Raw genomic sequence first — 14,842 nt, forward strand, 5'->3', positions numbered from 1 at the left:
CGGGGGCTTTCTTGCCTGCGGCAAGGGGCAGGACGGGAGCCGGAGGGCGCCGGGCGCAGCCCTACCTCGGGGCTGGGAGGGTGCCGTCCGTCAGGAGGGCCCTCAGGAGGAGGGCGTCCGTCATCGGGAGTTCCGCCACGAAGCGGGCCAGGACCACCTCGCGGTCCGGGAGGGCGTCGAGGATGCGGCACATGCGGCGGGCGGCGAGGCCCGCCTCGTCGGTGACGGGGGCGTACGCGTAGGCGCGCCCGCGCGGGGTCCGGGTGAGGACCTCCTTGCCGTGGAGCCGCGACAGGATCGTCACCACGGTGCTGTAGGTGAGCTCACCGGAAAGCCGGGCCTGCACCTCGCGCGGCGTCAGCGGCCCCTCCGCCCGCTGCAGCGCGGCGAGCACCTCGCCCTCCAGCGCGCCGTTCGCCCGGCGTCGGGGGTGGCGCACCGCGACGGTGGGTGTGGCTGTTTCCATGGCGTTCCGGCGTTCCTTCTGCTTCTTTCAATGGGTATGACCCGAGATCTTGTGCTTTTACATTGAAGTAAAACATTACGCTACGGCAGCGGACATCATATGGTCGAGCGGTGTTCGAACGACGAAAAGGGACGCATGCCGCGCATGCCCGGAAACCCTCCGCTCCGGTCGGCCGTTCCTCCGGCCGGGCCGGCCGTTCTTCCGGCTCTTCCGGCCCGGGCCGCCGCAGACGCGCCGCCCCCCGGAAGCGCGGGCTGCGCGGTGTGCGCGGGCTGAGCGGGCTGCGCAAGCTGCGCCCCGTCTACCCGCGCCCGGGCCGGCAGGGCTTCCGGCGCTGGATCCCGTCGTGGCGCCAGGTGCTCGGACTCTTCTCGGCCGTCACGGGCGTCGTCGCCGCACTCGTGGCGATCATGTACGCGCGTACGGACATACCCGCCGACCTCAACGCCTTCGCCACCCAGCAGGACAACGTCTACTACTGGGCCGACGGCACCGAGATGGCCCGCACCGGCGAGATCAACCGGCAGGACACCGACCTGGACAAGGTCCCGGAGAAGGTGCGCTGGGCCGTGCTCGCGGCCGAGAACCAGACCTTCTACTCCGACAGCGGGATCTCGCCGAGCGGCATGGTCCGCGCCGTCACCCGCATGGTGACCGGCGGCAGCACCCAGGGCGGCTCGACGATCACCCAGCAGTACGTGAAGAACGCCTACCTCAACCAGGAGCAGACCTTCACCCGCAAGCTCACCGAGATGTTCATCGCGATCAAGCTCGACAACCGGATGAGCAAGGACGACATCCTGGAGGGCTACCTCAACACGAGCTGGTTCGGCCGCGGCACCTACGGCATCCAGCGCGCCTCCCACGCCTACTACGGCAAGGACGTCTCCCAGCTCGACGTGAGCGAAGGCGCCTTCCTCGCCTCGCTGCTCAAGGGCGCGGGCCTCTACGACCCGGCGCTCGGCAAGAAGAACCACGAGCGGGCGGTGGAGCGCTGGGGCTGGATCCTGGACCGGATGGTCGACGGCGGCAAGCTGTCCAAGGAGGAACGGGCCCGCTACACGTCCTTCCCCGAGCCGAAGGCCCCGCCCAAGCCGGCCGGCCTGACCGGGCAGACCGGCTACCTCGTGGAGACGGCGCGGGCGTACGTCAGCGCCCACACCCCCGTCACCGAGAAGGACTTCGACCTCGGCGGCTACCAGATCCGCACGACCTTCCAGAAGACCGCCATGGCGGCCCTGACGAAGGCCACCGACGACGTGAAGGGCGGGCTGGACCCCGACAAGCGCGCCTCCGACAAGGACGTGCGCATCGGTGCGGCGTCGGTCACCACCGACGGCCGCATCGTCGCCCTCTACGGCGGCCCCGGCTACCTCCAGCAGGGCTTCAACGACGCGAACTCCTCGGTCGTTCCGGCGGGTACGGCCTTCGCCCCGTTCGTCTACGCGGCGGCCCTGCGCGACGGCGTCCAGCTGGAGCGCGGCAAGCCCCGCACCCCGGTCTCCCCGGCCACGGTCTACAACGGCGACAACAAGGTGAGCCTGCGCACCCCCGAGGGCCCGTACTGGGACCGCTCCGGAAAGATCGTCAAGGCGGTCAACGACGGCGGGAAGTCCTGGGGGAAGGTGACGCTGAAGGAGGCTGTGGCGCAGTCCGTGAACACGCCGGTGATGCAGCTCGGCATGGACGTGGGCCTGGACCGGGTGGGCAAGGCGGCCGTCGACGCGGGCCTGCTGGAGAGCAGCCTCGGCACGAAGCTGCCGGCCTTCTCCCTGGGCACCGCGACCCCCAGCGCGATCCGCATGGCCGGCGCGTACGGCACCTTCGCGGCCAGGGGACTGCACAGCGAGCCGTTCTCCGTCGACCGGCTGAGCCGCAACGGCAACGAGGTGCCCGTCGAGAAGCCGAAGGCCGAGCGCGTCCTGCCGCAGCAGGTGGCCGCCGCCGTGGACGACGCCCTGCGGGAGGCGGTCCGGCGCGGCAGCGCGACGACGGCCAAGGCGGCCGGCGCCGACGCGGCCGGCAAGCCCGGCACCGGGCAGGGCAACAAGTCCGCGTGGTTCGCCGGCTACCGCGGCAAGGTGTCGACCGCCGTGTCGCTCTCCCGCATCGACCCCAAGACGCAGGAGCTGCTGCCGCTGGACGGCCTGGGCGGCGCCCCGAAGGACGCCACCGGCAGCACCTATCCCGTGGACATCTGGACGAAGTACATGGCGTCGGCGCAGCCCCGCTGACACGGCAGGGGCGCCGGGCTCCCGCCCGGCGCCCCGCGCTCTCTCCGGCCGGCCCCGCCCTACTTGACCAGCGTGGACCAGTCCGGCGACTGCGCCGGGTCCAGGCCGCGGAACTTCGCCAGGACCTTGGGGTCCTGGGCGTCCAGCCAGTCGGCGAGCTGCTTGAAGGACACGCAGCGCACCCCCTCCCGCTTGCAGACCGACTTCACGACGTCCTCGACGGCCTTCATGTAGATGCCGCCGTTCCAGTCCTCGAAGTGGTTGCCGACGAACATCGGCGCCCGGCTCCCGTTGTAGACGCGCTCGAAGCCGTTGAGGTAGCCGTCCCGGGTGAGCTTGCGCCACTCCGCGTACTTGGCCGGGTCGCCCTTGGTGTTGTCGCCGGACTGGTTGTAGAGGAAGTTGAAGTCCATCGACAGGACCTGCTTCTCGCTCTTGGGGTACGGCATCAGCTGCAGCGGGAAGTTCCAGATGTCGTTGATCTTGGACGGCCAGATCTGGAAGTCGCCCGGCGAGCTCGCGTCGTAGCGCCAGCCGTACTGCTGCGCCGCGGCCAGCATGTTCTTCTGCCCCTCCAGGCACGGGGCGCGGCCGCCGACCAGCTCCTTCTTGAAGTCGAAGGGCAGCGGCGGGAGGCTCTTCAGGCCGGTGTTCGTCTTCCAGTTCTCGACGAACGAGTACGACTGGTCGATCTCGCTCTTCCACTCGGCGACGCTCCAGTCGCCGCCGCCCTTGCCGCCGCAGAAGTGGCCGTTGAAGTGAGTGCCGATCTCGTTGCCGTCCAGCCACGCGCCGCGCAGCTGGACCAGGGTGTCCTTGATGTGCGGGTCGGTCGCGAAGGATATCGCCGCGTCGCCGGGCTTGTGCTGCGGCGGCTTGTACAGGGTCGCCTTCGACTTCGGCAGCAGGTACATGCTGGTGAGGAAGAAGGTCATCTTCGCGTTGTTCTCTTTGGCGACTTTGCGGAAGTGCGAGAAGAGATGGTCGTCGCCCTCCAGCGCGCCGTCCCAGGAGAACACCACGAACTGCGGCGGCTTCTCGCCCGGCTTGAGCTTCTCCGGCTTGGGCTGGTCCGGCTGCGGGCCGGTGTAGGACGTCGAGCCGTCCCCGAGCACCTTGACCTTGCCGTCCCACTTCTCCTCGGGCTTCTTGTCCTTCTCCGCCTCGCCGCCCGCCGGGCCGTCCTGGCCGGAGCCCTGGGAGGAGGCCGGGGCGGCGCTCTTGCCGCCGTCCTTCTTCTCGCCGGAGTCGCAGGCGGTCAGGCCCATCGCGAGCGCGACGACGGCGCCCGCGGTGACGAGAGCCGTCGCGCCGCGCGCGGTCCTTTTCGACAACTTCTTACCCCCTGGCGCCAAAACAGATGTTCTGCCCGTCAGTATCACAGGTCTCTCTGTGGGCCCCATCAGCCCCTCTGGACACTTCCGTAGCGCAGCGCGGGGTGCTCCGCGACCACCGTGCACGAGCCCGGCGCGATCTCCGTGAAGCCCGCGTCCCGCACCACCGGCAACCCGCTCGTCGCGAGCTCCGCCCAGCGGGCCGGATCCGCCGTGCGCACCGACAGCGCGAACCCGCTCGCGCGCCAGGCCGCGCGGGCCGCGTCGTCCAGCCCCCACCACGCCAGCTGGGCGCCGTGGCCCGCCTGCGCCATCGCCTTGCCCGCCGACATCTCCAGCTCCGGGCTCATCCACAGCACCGGCCGCGCGGGGGCCGCGGCCGCCGGCGGCTCCGGGTCGTCCAGGTCCGTGCCCGACACCTGGAGCTTCACCAGCTCCTTGGGCCAGCCGTCGAGCGGCACCGGCGGGAAGACCCGCACCTCCGCCCGCTCACCGGTCACCGTGATGCCCGGCAGCGCCGACGCCTTGCGCCACTCCGCGCCGCGCGCCCTGCGCACCACCTTGCGGATCCGGGAGTCCTGCCAGTCCCGTACCGCCTGCGCCCACTCGCCGTCCTCGCCGTCGCTCCCGGTGCCGGCCCGCTCGTCCGCCAGGAGCGTCAGCACGGCGCGCGCCGCGGTCCCCAGAGCGTCGGTCCGGGCGGGCGGGGCGTCCTTCTCGATCCGTACGACGAGGGGCAGGACGAACTGGGGTGCGTCAGGGCTGGTCACGGCCCCCAGTCTGCCAGCCGCCCGGCAGCGCCCCTTAATGTGAGCGGATGAGACTCACGGGGGTGGGCCGCCGCTACGGACTGGGCGGGCCGTGGATACTGCGCAACGTCGACCTCGCCGTTCCCGAGGGCAGCCTGCTGCGGGTGGAAGGCGCCAACGGCAGCGGCAAGTCCACGCTGCTGCGCCTGCTCGCGGGCATCGACGCCCCCAGCACCGGCCGGATCGCCGGGCGTCCCCGCACCGCCTACGTCCCCGAACGCTTCCCCGCCGCGCTGCCGATGACCGCGGGCGCGTACCTCACGCGGCTGGGCCGCATCCACGGCCTCGGCCGCGCGGCCGCCTCGCGCAGTGCGCTGGACTGGCTGGAGCGGTTCGGCGCCGGGAAGTACGCCGGAACGCCGCTGTCCGAGCTGTCCAAGGGCACCAGCCAGAAGATCGCCGTCGCACAGGGCCTCATGGGCACGCCCGGGCTGCTCGTCCTGGACGAGGCGTGGACGGGACTGGACCGGGCGTCGCGAAGCCTCCTGGACGAGGAGGTCCGGGAACGGGTGGCGGGCGGGGCACGAGTGGTCTTCGTCGACCACGATCCCGGGCGGTTGGCGGGGGCGGCGGACGCGGTATTGCGGGTGGAGGGGGGAGCGGTCAAGCACTCAGCCCGTCCGGCGTTCGATGACGCCGGGGTCCGGGACGGAGCCCCGGTTACGGGAAGGGGCGGGGCGGGGGAAAACCCACCGGCGCCCGAGGCCCGCACCGTTGTCGTCGCCGAGGCCCCACCCGGAGCCGTCCTCCCCCCGGACCTCCCCGGCGCCCCCACGGCGGCGCAGGCCGACCTCGCCGTCACGCTCACCGTCGCCGCCCCGCACTCCGACGCCCTGCTCCGCGCCCTTCTCACCGCCCGCCCGCCGTGGCACATCCGCTCCGTGACGGAGGTTCCGCACCCGTGACAGCCCTGCTCGGCTACCAGGCCGCCCTCCTCCTGCGGTCCCACCGCTGGCTGCCGCCGCTGCTCCTGTACGGGGCCTCCATGGGGGTCGGGGTGCAGGGCGGGCAGCCGGTCCTCGACTGCGCCGGGTGGGCGGCGGCCACGCTGCTGCCCGCCACCGCGTGGCTGGTCCGGGTGTGCGTGACCAACGAGCCGGCCGCCGCCAGGGACTGCAGCGCCGCCGCGGCCGGGCCCGGGCGGGTGCACCTCGCCGCGGTCGGCGTCGCCCTGGGGGCGGCGCTGCTGCTGGCCGTCGCCGGCAGCGCCGTCGTCGCGGCGGTCGGCGACCCGCACACCGCCGGCCGGCAGGCGGCCGTCCCCATGGGGTCCGCCATCGCCGCGGGGCTGGCGGCCGCGGTGGTCTGCGCGCTGCTGGGGACGGCGGTCGGGGCGCTGTGCAACCGTCCGCTGCTGCGCAGCACCGCGTGGGCGGTGCCGTCCACGGTGCTGGCCGCGTTCCTGGTGCTGTTCGCCGGAGCGTCGCCCGCGAGGGCCGTGGTGACCGGCCTGGTCACGGGTTCCCGTACGGGGGTCGTGAGCATCCCGTGGCTGCAGCTCGGCGCGGCGGGCGCCCTGGCGGCCGGAGCCGTCGCGGTGGCCTGCGCGCTCGCCTCCCGGCGCACGTGAGCTCCGTGCCCGTGGGGGACGATGGGGGCATGAGCGACCACGACGACGAGGCGTTCGCGGACTGCGTGCAGTGCGCGAAGCCCACCGAGTACCCCGCCGACCGCCCCGGCATCACGCTGTGCCCCGTGTGCGAGTGGCAGGAGGCCCAGCGCACGGCGTGCTCCGGCTGACGGTCAGCCCCCGGCGACGAGGTCCGAGACCCGGACGAGCTCGTAGCCGCGGGCCCGCAGTTCCGGCACGATGCGGCGGATCGCCTCCTCGGTGACGGGCGCCGCGCTGCGCGTGCAGTGCATCACCACGACGGAGCCGGGCTTCACCTGCGCCAGCACCTGGTCCGCGACGGGGCCGGCCTTCTTGGCGAAGGCGTCCCCGCTGACCACGTCCCACTGCACGGCGGTCACCTTCGCCGGTGCGATCTCGCGCAGGACCGCCTCGTCGTAACACCCTCCGGGGAAGCGGAAGTACGGCACGATGCGCTCCACTCCGGCCTTCCGGAAGGCGGCGAAGGCACGCTCCACGTCCTGGCGGGCGGTGCCGCGCGCGACGGAGGGCAGGCCGTAGCAGGGGGTGGAGAAGGCGTGGTGGCTGTAGGAGTGGTCGGCCACCTCGAAGAGCGGGTCGCTGCCGATGGACCTGGCCTGGTCGGGGTACTGCTCGGCCCACTTGCCGGTCATGAAGACGGTGGCGGGGGCCTTCAGCCGCCGCAGCGTGGTGATCAGCTGCGGGTTGTCGAACCGCTCCCCGCCCGCGGCGCGCTTGTCCTGATCGGCCGTCATGTCGGCGTCGAAGGTGAGCGCGACGCGCTTGGCCCCGTCGCGCCTGCCGTGGGAGAAGACGGGGGTGGTGCCGCCGGGGCCCGCAGGGAGCGTGGGCGCGGCCGACGGAGGTGCGGAGGGCGACTGCGCGGAGGGCGGCTGCGGTGCCGGGGCCGAAGTCCTCGGGGACGGCGGGTTCTTGGTGCGCTCGGCCGCGCCGGAGCTGCCGCCGCCGCACGCGGCGAGGGGCAGGCAGAGCAGTGCGGCGAGTGCGGGCGCGAAGGCGTGACGGGCCGGCCGGCGACGGGGGATGGGGATCACCACGGCACTGTATGCCGCACCGCATGCCCGGTGCGCGGGGCCCTCGCGCCCGCGGGCCGTCAGGCGATGACGACGTTGTGCGCCGGGGTGATGACGGGCTGCAGGTCGGCGTGGCCGAGGTCGGCGAGGACGGGGCCGAGGGTCTTGGCCCAGGCCTCCAGCGCCTCGGGGGACTCCCAGACGTCGGTCACCCGCCACCCTCCGCCCTCCAGGGGGCCGGCGACGTGGGCGATGAGCCCGGCGGCGGGGATGTCGGCGAGGCGGGTGAAGCCCTGCCCGCCGGTGACGCGGTGGATGACGGCTTCGTAGAGGTCCTGTCCCCCGTCGGGGACGTCGAAGGTGACGATGACGGCCATGGTGTGCTCCTGGCGGTGGCGGAGAGCCCGGGGCCGGGCCCGAACACACCCTCCCCCTCCGGGCCGCCGCAGGGCAGCCCTGCAGCGGCGGCTCGCGGGCGCATCGGGCGGGAGGCCGTAGGCGCTGGCGCGAGGGCGCGCGAGGGGCGGGCTCACCGCTTGTGGAGCGTGCCGGGCGGGCGGCTCCGCTTCCGGGCCGCCCGTACTGCCGCCACCACCACCGCCACGGCTGCGGTTACGACTGCTGCTGCGGCTCGACGAGCTGCTTCGCGTCGCGGGCGAGCGCGGTCAGGCGGGATATCGCCCGGAAGTACTTCTTGCGGTAGCCGCCGTTCAGCATCTCCTCGCTGAACAGCTCGTCGAACGGACGGCCCGAGGCGAGGACCGGTATCTCGCGGTCGTAGAGCCGGTCGGCCAGGACGACCAGGCGCAGGGCCGTGGACTGGTCCGGCACGGGCGCGACGCCGGTCAGGCACACGGCCTGCAGGGAGTCGCACATCGCGCCGTAGCGGCTGGGGTGGACCTTGGAGAGGTGGTCCAGCAGAGCGGGGAAGGCGTCGAGCGACGCGCCCTCGGTCGTTTCAGCCGTACGGGTGACGGTGTCGTCGTCGTACGGGGCGGGGGCCTGCGGAAGGCCGCGGTGGCGGTAGTCCTCGCCGTCGATGCGCAGGGGGCGGAAGTGGGCGGACAGCCCCTGTATCTCGCGCAGGAAGTCGGCGGCGGCGAAGCGGCCCTCGCCGAGCTTGCCCGGCAGCGTGTTGGAGGTCGCGGCGAGCGCGACGCCCGCCTCCACCAGCTTGCCCAGCAGGGTGGAGACGAGGACGGTGTCACCGGGGTCGTCGAGCTCGAACTCGTCGATGCACAGGAGGCGGTGGTCGCTCAGGGTGCGGACGGTCTGCTGGAAGCCCAGGGCGCCGACGAGGTTGGTCAGCTCCACGAAGGTGCCGAAGGCCTTCTGCTCCGGGGCGGCCGGGGTGGCGTGCCACAGGGAGGCCAGCAGGTGGGTCTTGCCGACGCCGTACCCGCCGTCGAGGTAGACGCCGCGGGGGCCGGCCGGCGCGGCCGGCTTCGCCTCGCGCCGGAACCAGCGCTTGCGGCCGCCGCCGGGGGCGGCGCCGAGGCCGGCCGCGAAGCCGCCGAGGACCTGGACGGCCTCGGCCTGGCTGGGCTGGTCGGGCGCCGGTATGTAGTTGTCGAAGCGCACCGTGCCGAAGCGCGGGGGCGGCACCATCTCGGCGACCAGGCGGTCGGCCGGCACGTGCGGGGCGCGCGAGGTGAGCGCGACGGGGGAGCCGGTACCGGCGCCGGATATCGGGCCCGAGGCGTCGGACGGGGCCGACGGGGCCGGCGAGGCGGCTGCGCCGGAAGCGGAGGCGGTGGTGGCTGACACAGCTCTCCAGCGTAGCCGCTGTCCGCCGGCTGCCGGCCGCCGGAAGAGCGAGGCATGTCACACTGCGGCCTATGCGACGCCTGTTCCCGCTCGAATCCCCCGCCTCGTCCGCCCCGTCCGCCGCTCCCTCCCCTACGGCCCCGGCCCGTGCCTCCGCGCAGGAGGACCGCACCTGGGAGCTGGACGAACTGGCCGAGGTCTACGCCTACCCGGAGGAGCCGGGCCCGGCCCGCCACGCATGGCTGCGCGCGAACATGGTCTCCTCGCTGGACGGCGCGGCCCACCACGACGGGCGCTCGCAGCCGCTCTCCTCCGACGCCGACATGCGCATCTTCGGGACGCTGCGCGGGCTCGCCGACGCCGTCGTCGTGGGCGCGGAGACCGTACGGCAGGAGGGCTACCGGCCCGCGCGGGCCCGGGAGGCCTTCGCGGCGCGCCGGGCGGCGCTCGGCCAGGGGCCCGCGCCGGCCATCGCGATCGTGAGCGCCGGGCTCGACCTGGACTTCTCTCTTCCGCTGTTCACCGAGCCCCTGGTGCCCACCCTCGTGCTGACGGGCGAGGACGCACCCGGGGACCGGGTCGCCGCGGCGCGCGAGGCCGGGGCCGAGGTGCTCGTGGCGGGAGAGGGGCGCCGGGTGGACCCCGCGCGGGTGCCGCAGGTGCTGGCGGAGCGCGGGCTGACCAGGCTGCTCACCGAGGGCGGCCCGCGGCTGCTGGGGCAGTTCGCGGCGGCCGGGGTGCTGGACGAGCTGTGCCTCACGCTCGCCCCGATGGTCGCCGGGGGCACCGCGGCCCGGATCGTGAACGGCCCCGACATGCCTCTGCCGGAACGATTCGTCCTCGCTTCGCTCCTCGAAGAGGCAGGATTTCTCTTCAGCAGGTACCACAGGATCTGACAATCGGCGGAATATCCCGTTCCGGTTAGCCGTCGGTGGGCAGAATTGAATCGGACGCTCCCCAGGGGGCACATGATCGGAACAGGCGGGCCCAGGGGGCACGCAGGATGGTTTCTTTTGGCCGTTGGGCCGGTGGCCCACGAAGGAGAAGGGCTTCCACCGTGTTCACGAGCGTATTGATGATCGAGCAGCCGCTGTCCGGCACCGACGTCGACTTCGTCACCACCCTCCACGACGACCAGATGTCCTTCGTGGTCCTCATGCAGCCCAGAGGCGCCGAGGACCGGCTGCTCCGGGCCATCGACGACGTCGCGCTGGGCGAGCTGGAGCAGGCCGTGCACGAGGGGGACGAGCCCGAGGGCGAGCAGGCCATCCGCCCGGCGGCCCTCGCCCTGGAGCACTCGCTCCGCAGCCTCCGGGACGCGGGGTGCGAGGCCGTCGGACAGCTCATCGAGGGCCACCCGCTGGACCTGCTGCGGTCCGTGGTCGACCAGACCCACGCCGACGAGGTGATCGTGCTGACCGCGCCGCACCTGGTGGAGGAGTTCTTCCACCGCGACTGGGCCTCCCGGGCCCGGCACAAGGTCGGCGTCCCCGTCCTCAAGCTCTACGCCCACAACGACGAAGAGGACTACGCCCTGGGCGACGTGCAGGAGCAGTGACCCGGCCGCGGCGGGGGCGCCGCCCGCCGCGGATTCCCGCTGCCGGCCGGCAGGTGGAGGGGCCCCGGCCGGGCGGATCAGCGGGTCCCGGGCCGGCTGATCAGCCCAGCCGCCCGTCGGCCATGGTGAGCACCCGGTCCGCCCGGCCGAGCAGCTCCCGGTCGTGCGTGACCAGCACCGTGGCCGTGCGGTGCGCCCGCGTCACTTCGGCGAGCAGCTCCACGACCTGCTCGCCGCGCTCCCGGTCCAGCGCCGACGTCGGCTCGTCCACCAGCAGGACGCCCGGGCCCCCGGACAGCGCCCGGGCGATGTTCACCCGCTGGCGCTCGCCGCCCGACAGCTGGTGCGGGCGGCGGCGCCGCTTCGCCGCGTCCAGGCCCACCGACTCCAGCAGCTGCGCCACCCGCGCCCGGGCGGCCCGCACGCTCCCGCCCCGCACGTGCTCCACGGCCAGCAGCTGCTCCTCGGCGGTCAGCGACGGCAGCAGGTTCGCCTGCTGGAAGACGATGCCGATGCGCTCCCGGCGCAGCGCCGCACGGGCCCGGGCGCTCATCCGCGCGGTGTCCTGCCCCGCCACGGTCACGCGGCCCGCGTCCGGGCGCAGCAGCGTCGCCGCCACCGCGAGCAGGCTCGACTTCCCGGAGCCGGAGGGCCCCGCGACGGCCACGAGCTCGCCGGGCGCCACCTCCAGGGACACCGCGTCGAGGGCGGTCAGCCTGCGGTCGCCGTCCGGGTAGGTGAGGCCGACGGCCTCCAGCGACAGAACGGGGGACGGAACGGGCGCGGTGCTCAACGGGAGGCTCCCAGGGCGGTCAGCGGATCGACGGAGGTGATGCGGCGCACGGCGAGCGCGGAGCCGGCCAGCCCCAGCAGCACCATCGCTGCCACCGGCACGGCGACGGTCGCCGCGCCCAGCTCGAACGGCACCGAGGACGACGCCAGCGCTCCGCCGGCCGCGCCCGCCGCGGCGCCGAGCGCGGCCCCGGAGGCCAGCACGACCGCCGCCTGCCCGAGGGCGTCCCGCACGAGATAGGCGCTGCTCGCGCCCACGGCCTTGAGCACCGCGACATCGGGCCTGCGCTGCACCGTCCACACCGTGAAGAAGGCCCCGACGACCAGGGCGCTCACCACGAACAGGAACCCCTGGATCATCCGCAGGGTGCCGTGCTCGGCCGCGTACCCGTCGATGCCGTCCAGCGCCGCGCCGACGCCGACCGCCTTCGTGGTCCGCGCGGCGGGCCCGTCCGGCCGGCCGCCGCCGTCCACGGCCAGCGCGGTCGGCTGCGCCTGGTGACTCACGCGGTGCCAGGCGGCCAGGGTGGTCCACACGCTCGGGGCGTGGCCGTGGCTGCGGTCGGCGGTGATGCCCGAGACGGTCAGCTCCTCGGTACCGAGGGTGACGCGGTCGCCCGTGCGCACCCCCGTCTCGCGCGCCAGCCGCTCGCTCACCGCCACCCCGCGGCCGTCCGGGGCGGAGCCGGAGACGAACGCGGGCCGCAGCCGGTCCGGCGTGCCGAACACGCTCACCGACGACGCCTTGCCGCCCGCCGTCAGCCGGGTCATCGCCACGCCGAACGGCTCGGCGGACGTGACACCCGGGGTCTCCCGCCAGGCCCGCAGCTGCCCGGCGTCCACCGAGCTGTTCGAGAACGAGACCTCCGGCGCGGCCCCGGCGGGCGCGGCGAAGACGATCCGGCCGGCGGGCAGCCCCGCCACGGCGGACGACGCCTCCCGCGCCAGGCCGTCGGTCAGGCCGTAGAGGAAGACCACGAGCGTGGTGATGAGGGTGACGACCGCGCCCATCAGGGCGAACCGCCCCCGGGCGAAACGGATGTCACGGAGCGCGACGAACAAGGACCCCTCCCGGGCTCTGTCAGGACCCCTCCACGGTCCCGCGCGGGCGCCCCGCCGCCATCAGGGCAAGGACGGGTCCGCACCCCGTACGTCCGGTGCACCCGAAAATCAATCGAACGGTTGAGGGCTGCGGGGCCGGGTGCCCCGGGCACGGGCCCGTACGCTCGATCGGGTGAGCCGAACGAGCCTCCCCGCCCCCGCGACCGCGACCGCCCACGCGCGCGTGCCCGGCCCTGCGGGCCCCGCGGACCGGCCCGCCCTCGGCGGCGGCGCCGGGGCGGAGATGCCCTCCCTGCGGCTGGTCCGGCTCGCCGTGCACGGGGCGTTCTACGCGCTGCTCGTCATCGCCGCCGGCCCCGCACTGGCCGGGACGGCCCCCGTGGCCGTCCTGCCGCCCGCCGCCGTCCTCGCCGCCGTCTACGGGCTCGGTATCGTCCGCAGCACCCGGCGCCCCGGACCCTGGCTCGCCGCCGTCACCGCGCTGTGGCTGCTGCTCCTGGCCATGGACCACGGCTTCAGCTACGTCGCCTTCCCGCTCTTCTTCCTCTTCCTGCACGCCATGCCCGTCCGCTGGGCGCACCCCGCCGTCGCCGCGGCCACCGCCGCCGTCGTGGCCGCCCAGGCCGGCGCCCCCGGCGGGCTGACCGCAGCCAAGGTCATCGGCCCCGTCGCCGGCGCCGTGGTCGCCATCCTGACCGGCTACGGCTACGCCGCGCTCTACCGGGAGAGCCGCAAGCGCCAGCAGCTCATCGACGACCTCCTGCGCACCCGCGACGAGCTCGCCGCCGCCCAGCGCGAGGCCGGGCGGCTCGCCGAGCGCCAGCGCCTCGCCCGCGAGATCCACGACACCCTCGCCCAGGGCCTGTCCAGCATCGTCCTCCTCGCCCGCGCCGCGGAGACCGCGAGCCCGGAGGCGGCCCGCGCCCGGATGCGGGAGGCCGGGCGGACCGCGGCCGACAACCTCGCCGAGGCCCGCCGCTTCGTCCAGGCCCTCACCCCGCCCGCCCTGGAGGACGCGCCGCTGCCCGAGGCGCTGCGCCGCGTGACCGAGCGGACGGTCCCGGGGGCCGTCTTCCGCCTCGACGGCGACCCCTGCGCCCTCCCCATGGAGACCGAGGTCGCCCTGCTGCGCCTCACCCAGGAGGCGCTCACCAACGTCGCCCGCCACGCCCACGCCGACCGCACCGCCGTCACCATCGCCTTCCTCGACGGCCAGGTGACCCTCGACGTCTACGACGACGGCATCGGCTTCACCCCCGGGGACGACCCCGCCGACGGCCGCCGGACCTTCGGCCTGCACGGCATGCGCGAACGCATCGCCGCCCTCGGCGGCACCCTCACCGTCGAGTCCGCCCCCGGCGAGGGCACGGCGATCGCGGCGGCGGTGCCGGTGGGTTCCGGGGCCCGGTCCCGGGACGCGGCCGAGGCCGAGGCCGCGGCGTCGGCGGGCCCGGTGGCCCGCCCCCAGGGTGCCGCGGCATGAGCGGGCCGGCACACCCGGAAGGCGTCGGCCGCGAGCCCATCCGCGTCCTGATCGTCGACGACCACCCCGTCGTCCGGCGCGGGCTGCGCGCCATGGTCGACGAGCTCCCCGACGTGGAGGCCGTCGGCGAGGCCGGCGACGGCGCCGAGGCCCTGCGGCTGCTCGACGCCGGCACCCGCCCCGACGTCGTCCTCATGGACCTCCAGATGGGCGCCGGCATGCACGGCGTCGAGGCCACCCGCCGCATCACCGCCCTGCCGGACCCGCCCGCCGTGCTGATCCTCACCACGTACAGCACCGACGCCGACATCCTGGCCGCCGTCGAGGCGGGGGCCACCGGCTACCTCCTCAAGGACGCCCCGCCCGAGGACGTCGCCGCGGCCGTCCAGGCCTCCGCCCGCGGCGAGACGGTCCTCGCGCCGCCCGTCGCCGCGCGCCTGCTCGGCCGCGTGCGGTCGGGCCGCCCGGTGCTGTCGCCGCGCGAGACCGAGATCCTCGGCCTGCTCGCCGAGGGCCTGGCCAACAAGCAGATCTCGCGCCGCCTGTTCATCAGCGAGGCCACGGTCAAGACCCACCTCGTGCACATCTACGGCAAGCTCGGCGTGGACAGCCGCACGGCCGCCATCGCGGCGGGGCTGGCGGGAGGGCTCATCCGGTCGGTGTGACGGGGGCGGGCCGGGCCGCCGTCGCGGGGTGCAAGAATCGCGGTGAG

16 protein-coding genes are annotated in these 14,842 nt (G+C 74.4%); 8 read left to right on the forward strand and 8 right to left on the reverse strand.

What is annotated here, in order from left to right; translation table 11 throughout:
• Positions 1 to 61 precede the first annotated feature (61 nt).
• Positions 62 to 466 carry a BlaI/MecI/CopY family transcriptional regulator gene (locus tag AS857_RS07455; RefSeq protein WP_058042347.1) on the reverse strand — a complete coding sequence of 135 codons (405 nt, stop codon included), beginning with the start codon at positions 464 to 466 and terminating at the stop codon, positions 62 to 64.
• Between the two features lie 263 nt (positions 467 to 729).
• On the opposite strand from AS857_RS07455, the gene AS857_RS07460 reads away from it, so the two are divergent.
• Positions 730 to 2,700, forward strand: coding sequence for a transglycosylase domain-containing protein (locus AS857_RS07460; protein WP_245699670.1), 1,971 nt, complete (start codon positions 730 to 732; stop codon positions 2,698 to 2,700).
• Between the two features lie 59 nt (positions 2,701 to 2,759).
• On the opposite strand, the gene AS857_RS07465 is transcribed toward AS857_RS07460, so the two are convergent.
• Together AS857_RS07465 and AS857_RS07470 are read right to left on the reverse strand one after the other, a co-directional pair.
• A complete protein-coding gene (locus AS857_RS07465; protein WP_058042348.1) occupies positions 2,760 to 4,034 on the reverse strand; it encodes a polysaccharide deacetylase family protein in 1,275 nt (424 codons plus the stop codon).
• A 68-nt stretch (positions 4,035 to 4,102) separates the two neighbouring features.
• Complete coding sequence (locus AS857_RS07470; RefSeq protein ID WP_245699674.1) at positions 4,103 to 4,804, reverse strand: peptidyl-tRNA hydrolase; 702 nt, start codon at positions 4,802 to 4,804, stop codon at positions 4,103 to 4,105.
• A 47-nt stretch (positions 4,805 to 4,851) separates the two neighbouring features.
• Between AS857_RS07470 and AS857_RS07475 the strand changes: the two genes are divergently transcribed.
• From AS857_RS07475 to AS857_RS40310, 3 genes are read left to right on the forward strand one after another with little or no spacing between them, the layout of a single operon-like run.
• A complete protein-coding gene (locus tag AS857_RS07475; protein WP_058042350.1) occupies positions 4,852 to 5,748 on the forward strand; it encodes an ATP-binding cassette domain-containing protein in 897 nt (298 codons plus the stop codon).
• Positions 5,745 to 6,413, forward strand: coding sequence for a hypothetical protein (locus AS857_RS07480; RefSeq protein ID WP_058042351.1), 669 nt, complete (start codon positions 5,745 to 5,747; stop codon positions 6,411 to 6,413). The genes AS857_RS07475 and AS857_RS07480 overlap by 4 nt, the downstream gene beginning before the upstream one ends.
• Positions 6,414 to 6,442: 29 nt before the next feature.
• Positions 6,443 to 6,583, forward strand: a complete 141-nt coding sequence (locus AS857_RS40310; protein ID WP_173864732.1) for a hypothetical protein — start codon at positions 6,443 to 6,445, stop codon at positions 6,581 to 6,583.
• A 3-nt stretch (positions 6,584 to 6,586) separates the two neighbouring features.
• Here AS857_RS40310 and AS857_RS07485 read toward each other — a convergent pair whose 3' ends face one another.
• The 3 genes from AS857_RS07485 to zapE form a co-directional block, all read right to left on the reverse strand.
• On the reverse strand, positions 6,587 to 7,489 hold the full coding sequence (locus AS857_RS07485; protein ID WP_079110404.1) for a polysaccharide deacetylase family protein: 903 nt from the start codon (positions 7,487 to 7,489) through the stop codon (positions 6,587 to 6,589).
• A gap of 59 nt (positions 7,490 to 7,548) precedes the next feature.
• Positions 7,549 to 7,845, reverse strand: coding sequence for an antibiotic biosynthesis monooxygenase family protein (locus AS857_RS07490; RefSeq protein WP_058042352.1), 297 nt, complete (start codon positions 7,843 to 7,845; stop codon positions 7,549 to 7,551).
• A gap of 235 nt (positions 7,846 to 8,080) precedes the next feature.
• Positions 8,081 to 9,157 (reverse strand): cell division protein ZapE, encoded by a 1,077-nt coding sequence (gene zapE, locus AS857_RS07495; RefSeq protein WP_058043976.1) that lies wholly within the window; start codon positions 9,155 to 9,157, stop codon positions 8,081 to 8,083.
• Between the two features lie 149 nt (positions 9,158 to 9,306).
• Here zapE and AS857_RS07500 point away from each other — a divergent pair, with 149 nt between their 5' ends.
• On the forward strand, positions 9,307 to 10,131 hold the full coding sequence (locus AS857_RS07500) for a pyrimidine reductase family protein (protein ID WP_058042353.1): 825 nt from the start codon (positions 9,307 to 9,309) through the stop codon (positions 10,129 to 10,131).
• 161 nt (positions 10,132 to 10,292) lie between these two features.
• Positions 10,293 to 10,793: a hypothetical protein gene (locus tag AS857_RS07505; RefSeq protein ID WP_058042354.1), complete on the forward strand. Its 501-nt coding sequence runs from the start codon at positions 10,293 to 10,295 to the stop codon at positions 10,791 to 10,793.
• A 100-nt stretch (positions 10,794 to 10,893) separates the two neighbouring features.
• On the opposite strand, the gene AS857_RS07510 is transcribed toward AS857_RS07505, so the two are convergent.
• Both AS857_RS07510 and AS857_RS07515 read right to left on the reverse strand, forming a co-directional pair.
• Positions 10,894 to 11,586, reverse strand: coding sequence for an ABC transporter ATP-binding protein (locus AS857_RS07510; RefSeq protein ID WP_079110158.1), 693 nt, complete (start codon positions 11,584 to 11,586; stop codon positions 10,894 to 10,896).
• Entirely contained in the window at positions 11,583 to 12,647 is a 1,065-nt protein-coding gene (locus tag AS857_RS07515; RefSeq protein WP_058042355.1) for an ABC transporter permease, read from the reverse strand. Before AS857_RS07515 ends, AS857_RS07510 begins: the two co-directional genes overlap by 4 nt.
• Positions 12,648 to 12,819: 172 nt before the next feature.
• Here AS857_RS07515 and AS857_RS07520 point away from each other — a divergent pair, with 172 nt between their 5' ends.
• On the forward strand, positions 12,820 to 14,130 hold the full coding sequence (locus AS857_RS07520; RefSeq protein ID WP_338058248.1) for a sensor histidine kinase: 1,311 nt from the start codon (positions 12,820 to 12,822) through the stop codon (positions 14,128 to 14,130).
• Entirely contained in the window at positions 14,127 to 14,795 is a 669-nt protein-coding gene (locus AS857_RS07525; RefSeq protein ID WP_058042356.1) for a response regulator, read from the forward strand. The genes AS857_RS07520 and AS857_RS07525 overlap by 4 nt, the downstream gene beginning before the upstream one ends.
• Positions 14,796 to 14,842: the final 47 nt, after the last annotated feature.

It is taken from the genome of Streptomyces roseifaciens (assembly GCF_001445655.1).
In the GTDB taxonomy this organism is placed as follows: Bacteria; Actinomycetota; Actinomycetes; order Streptomycetales; family Streptomycetaceae; genus Streptomyces; species Streptomyces aureoversilis.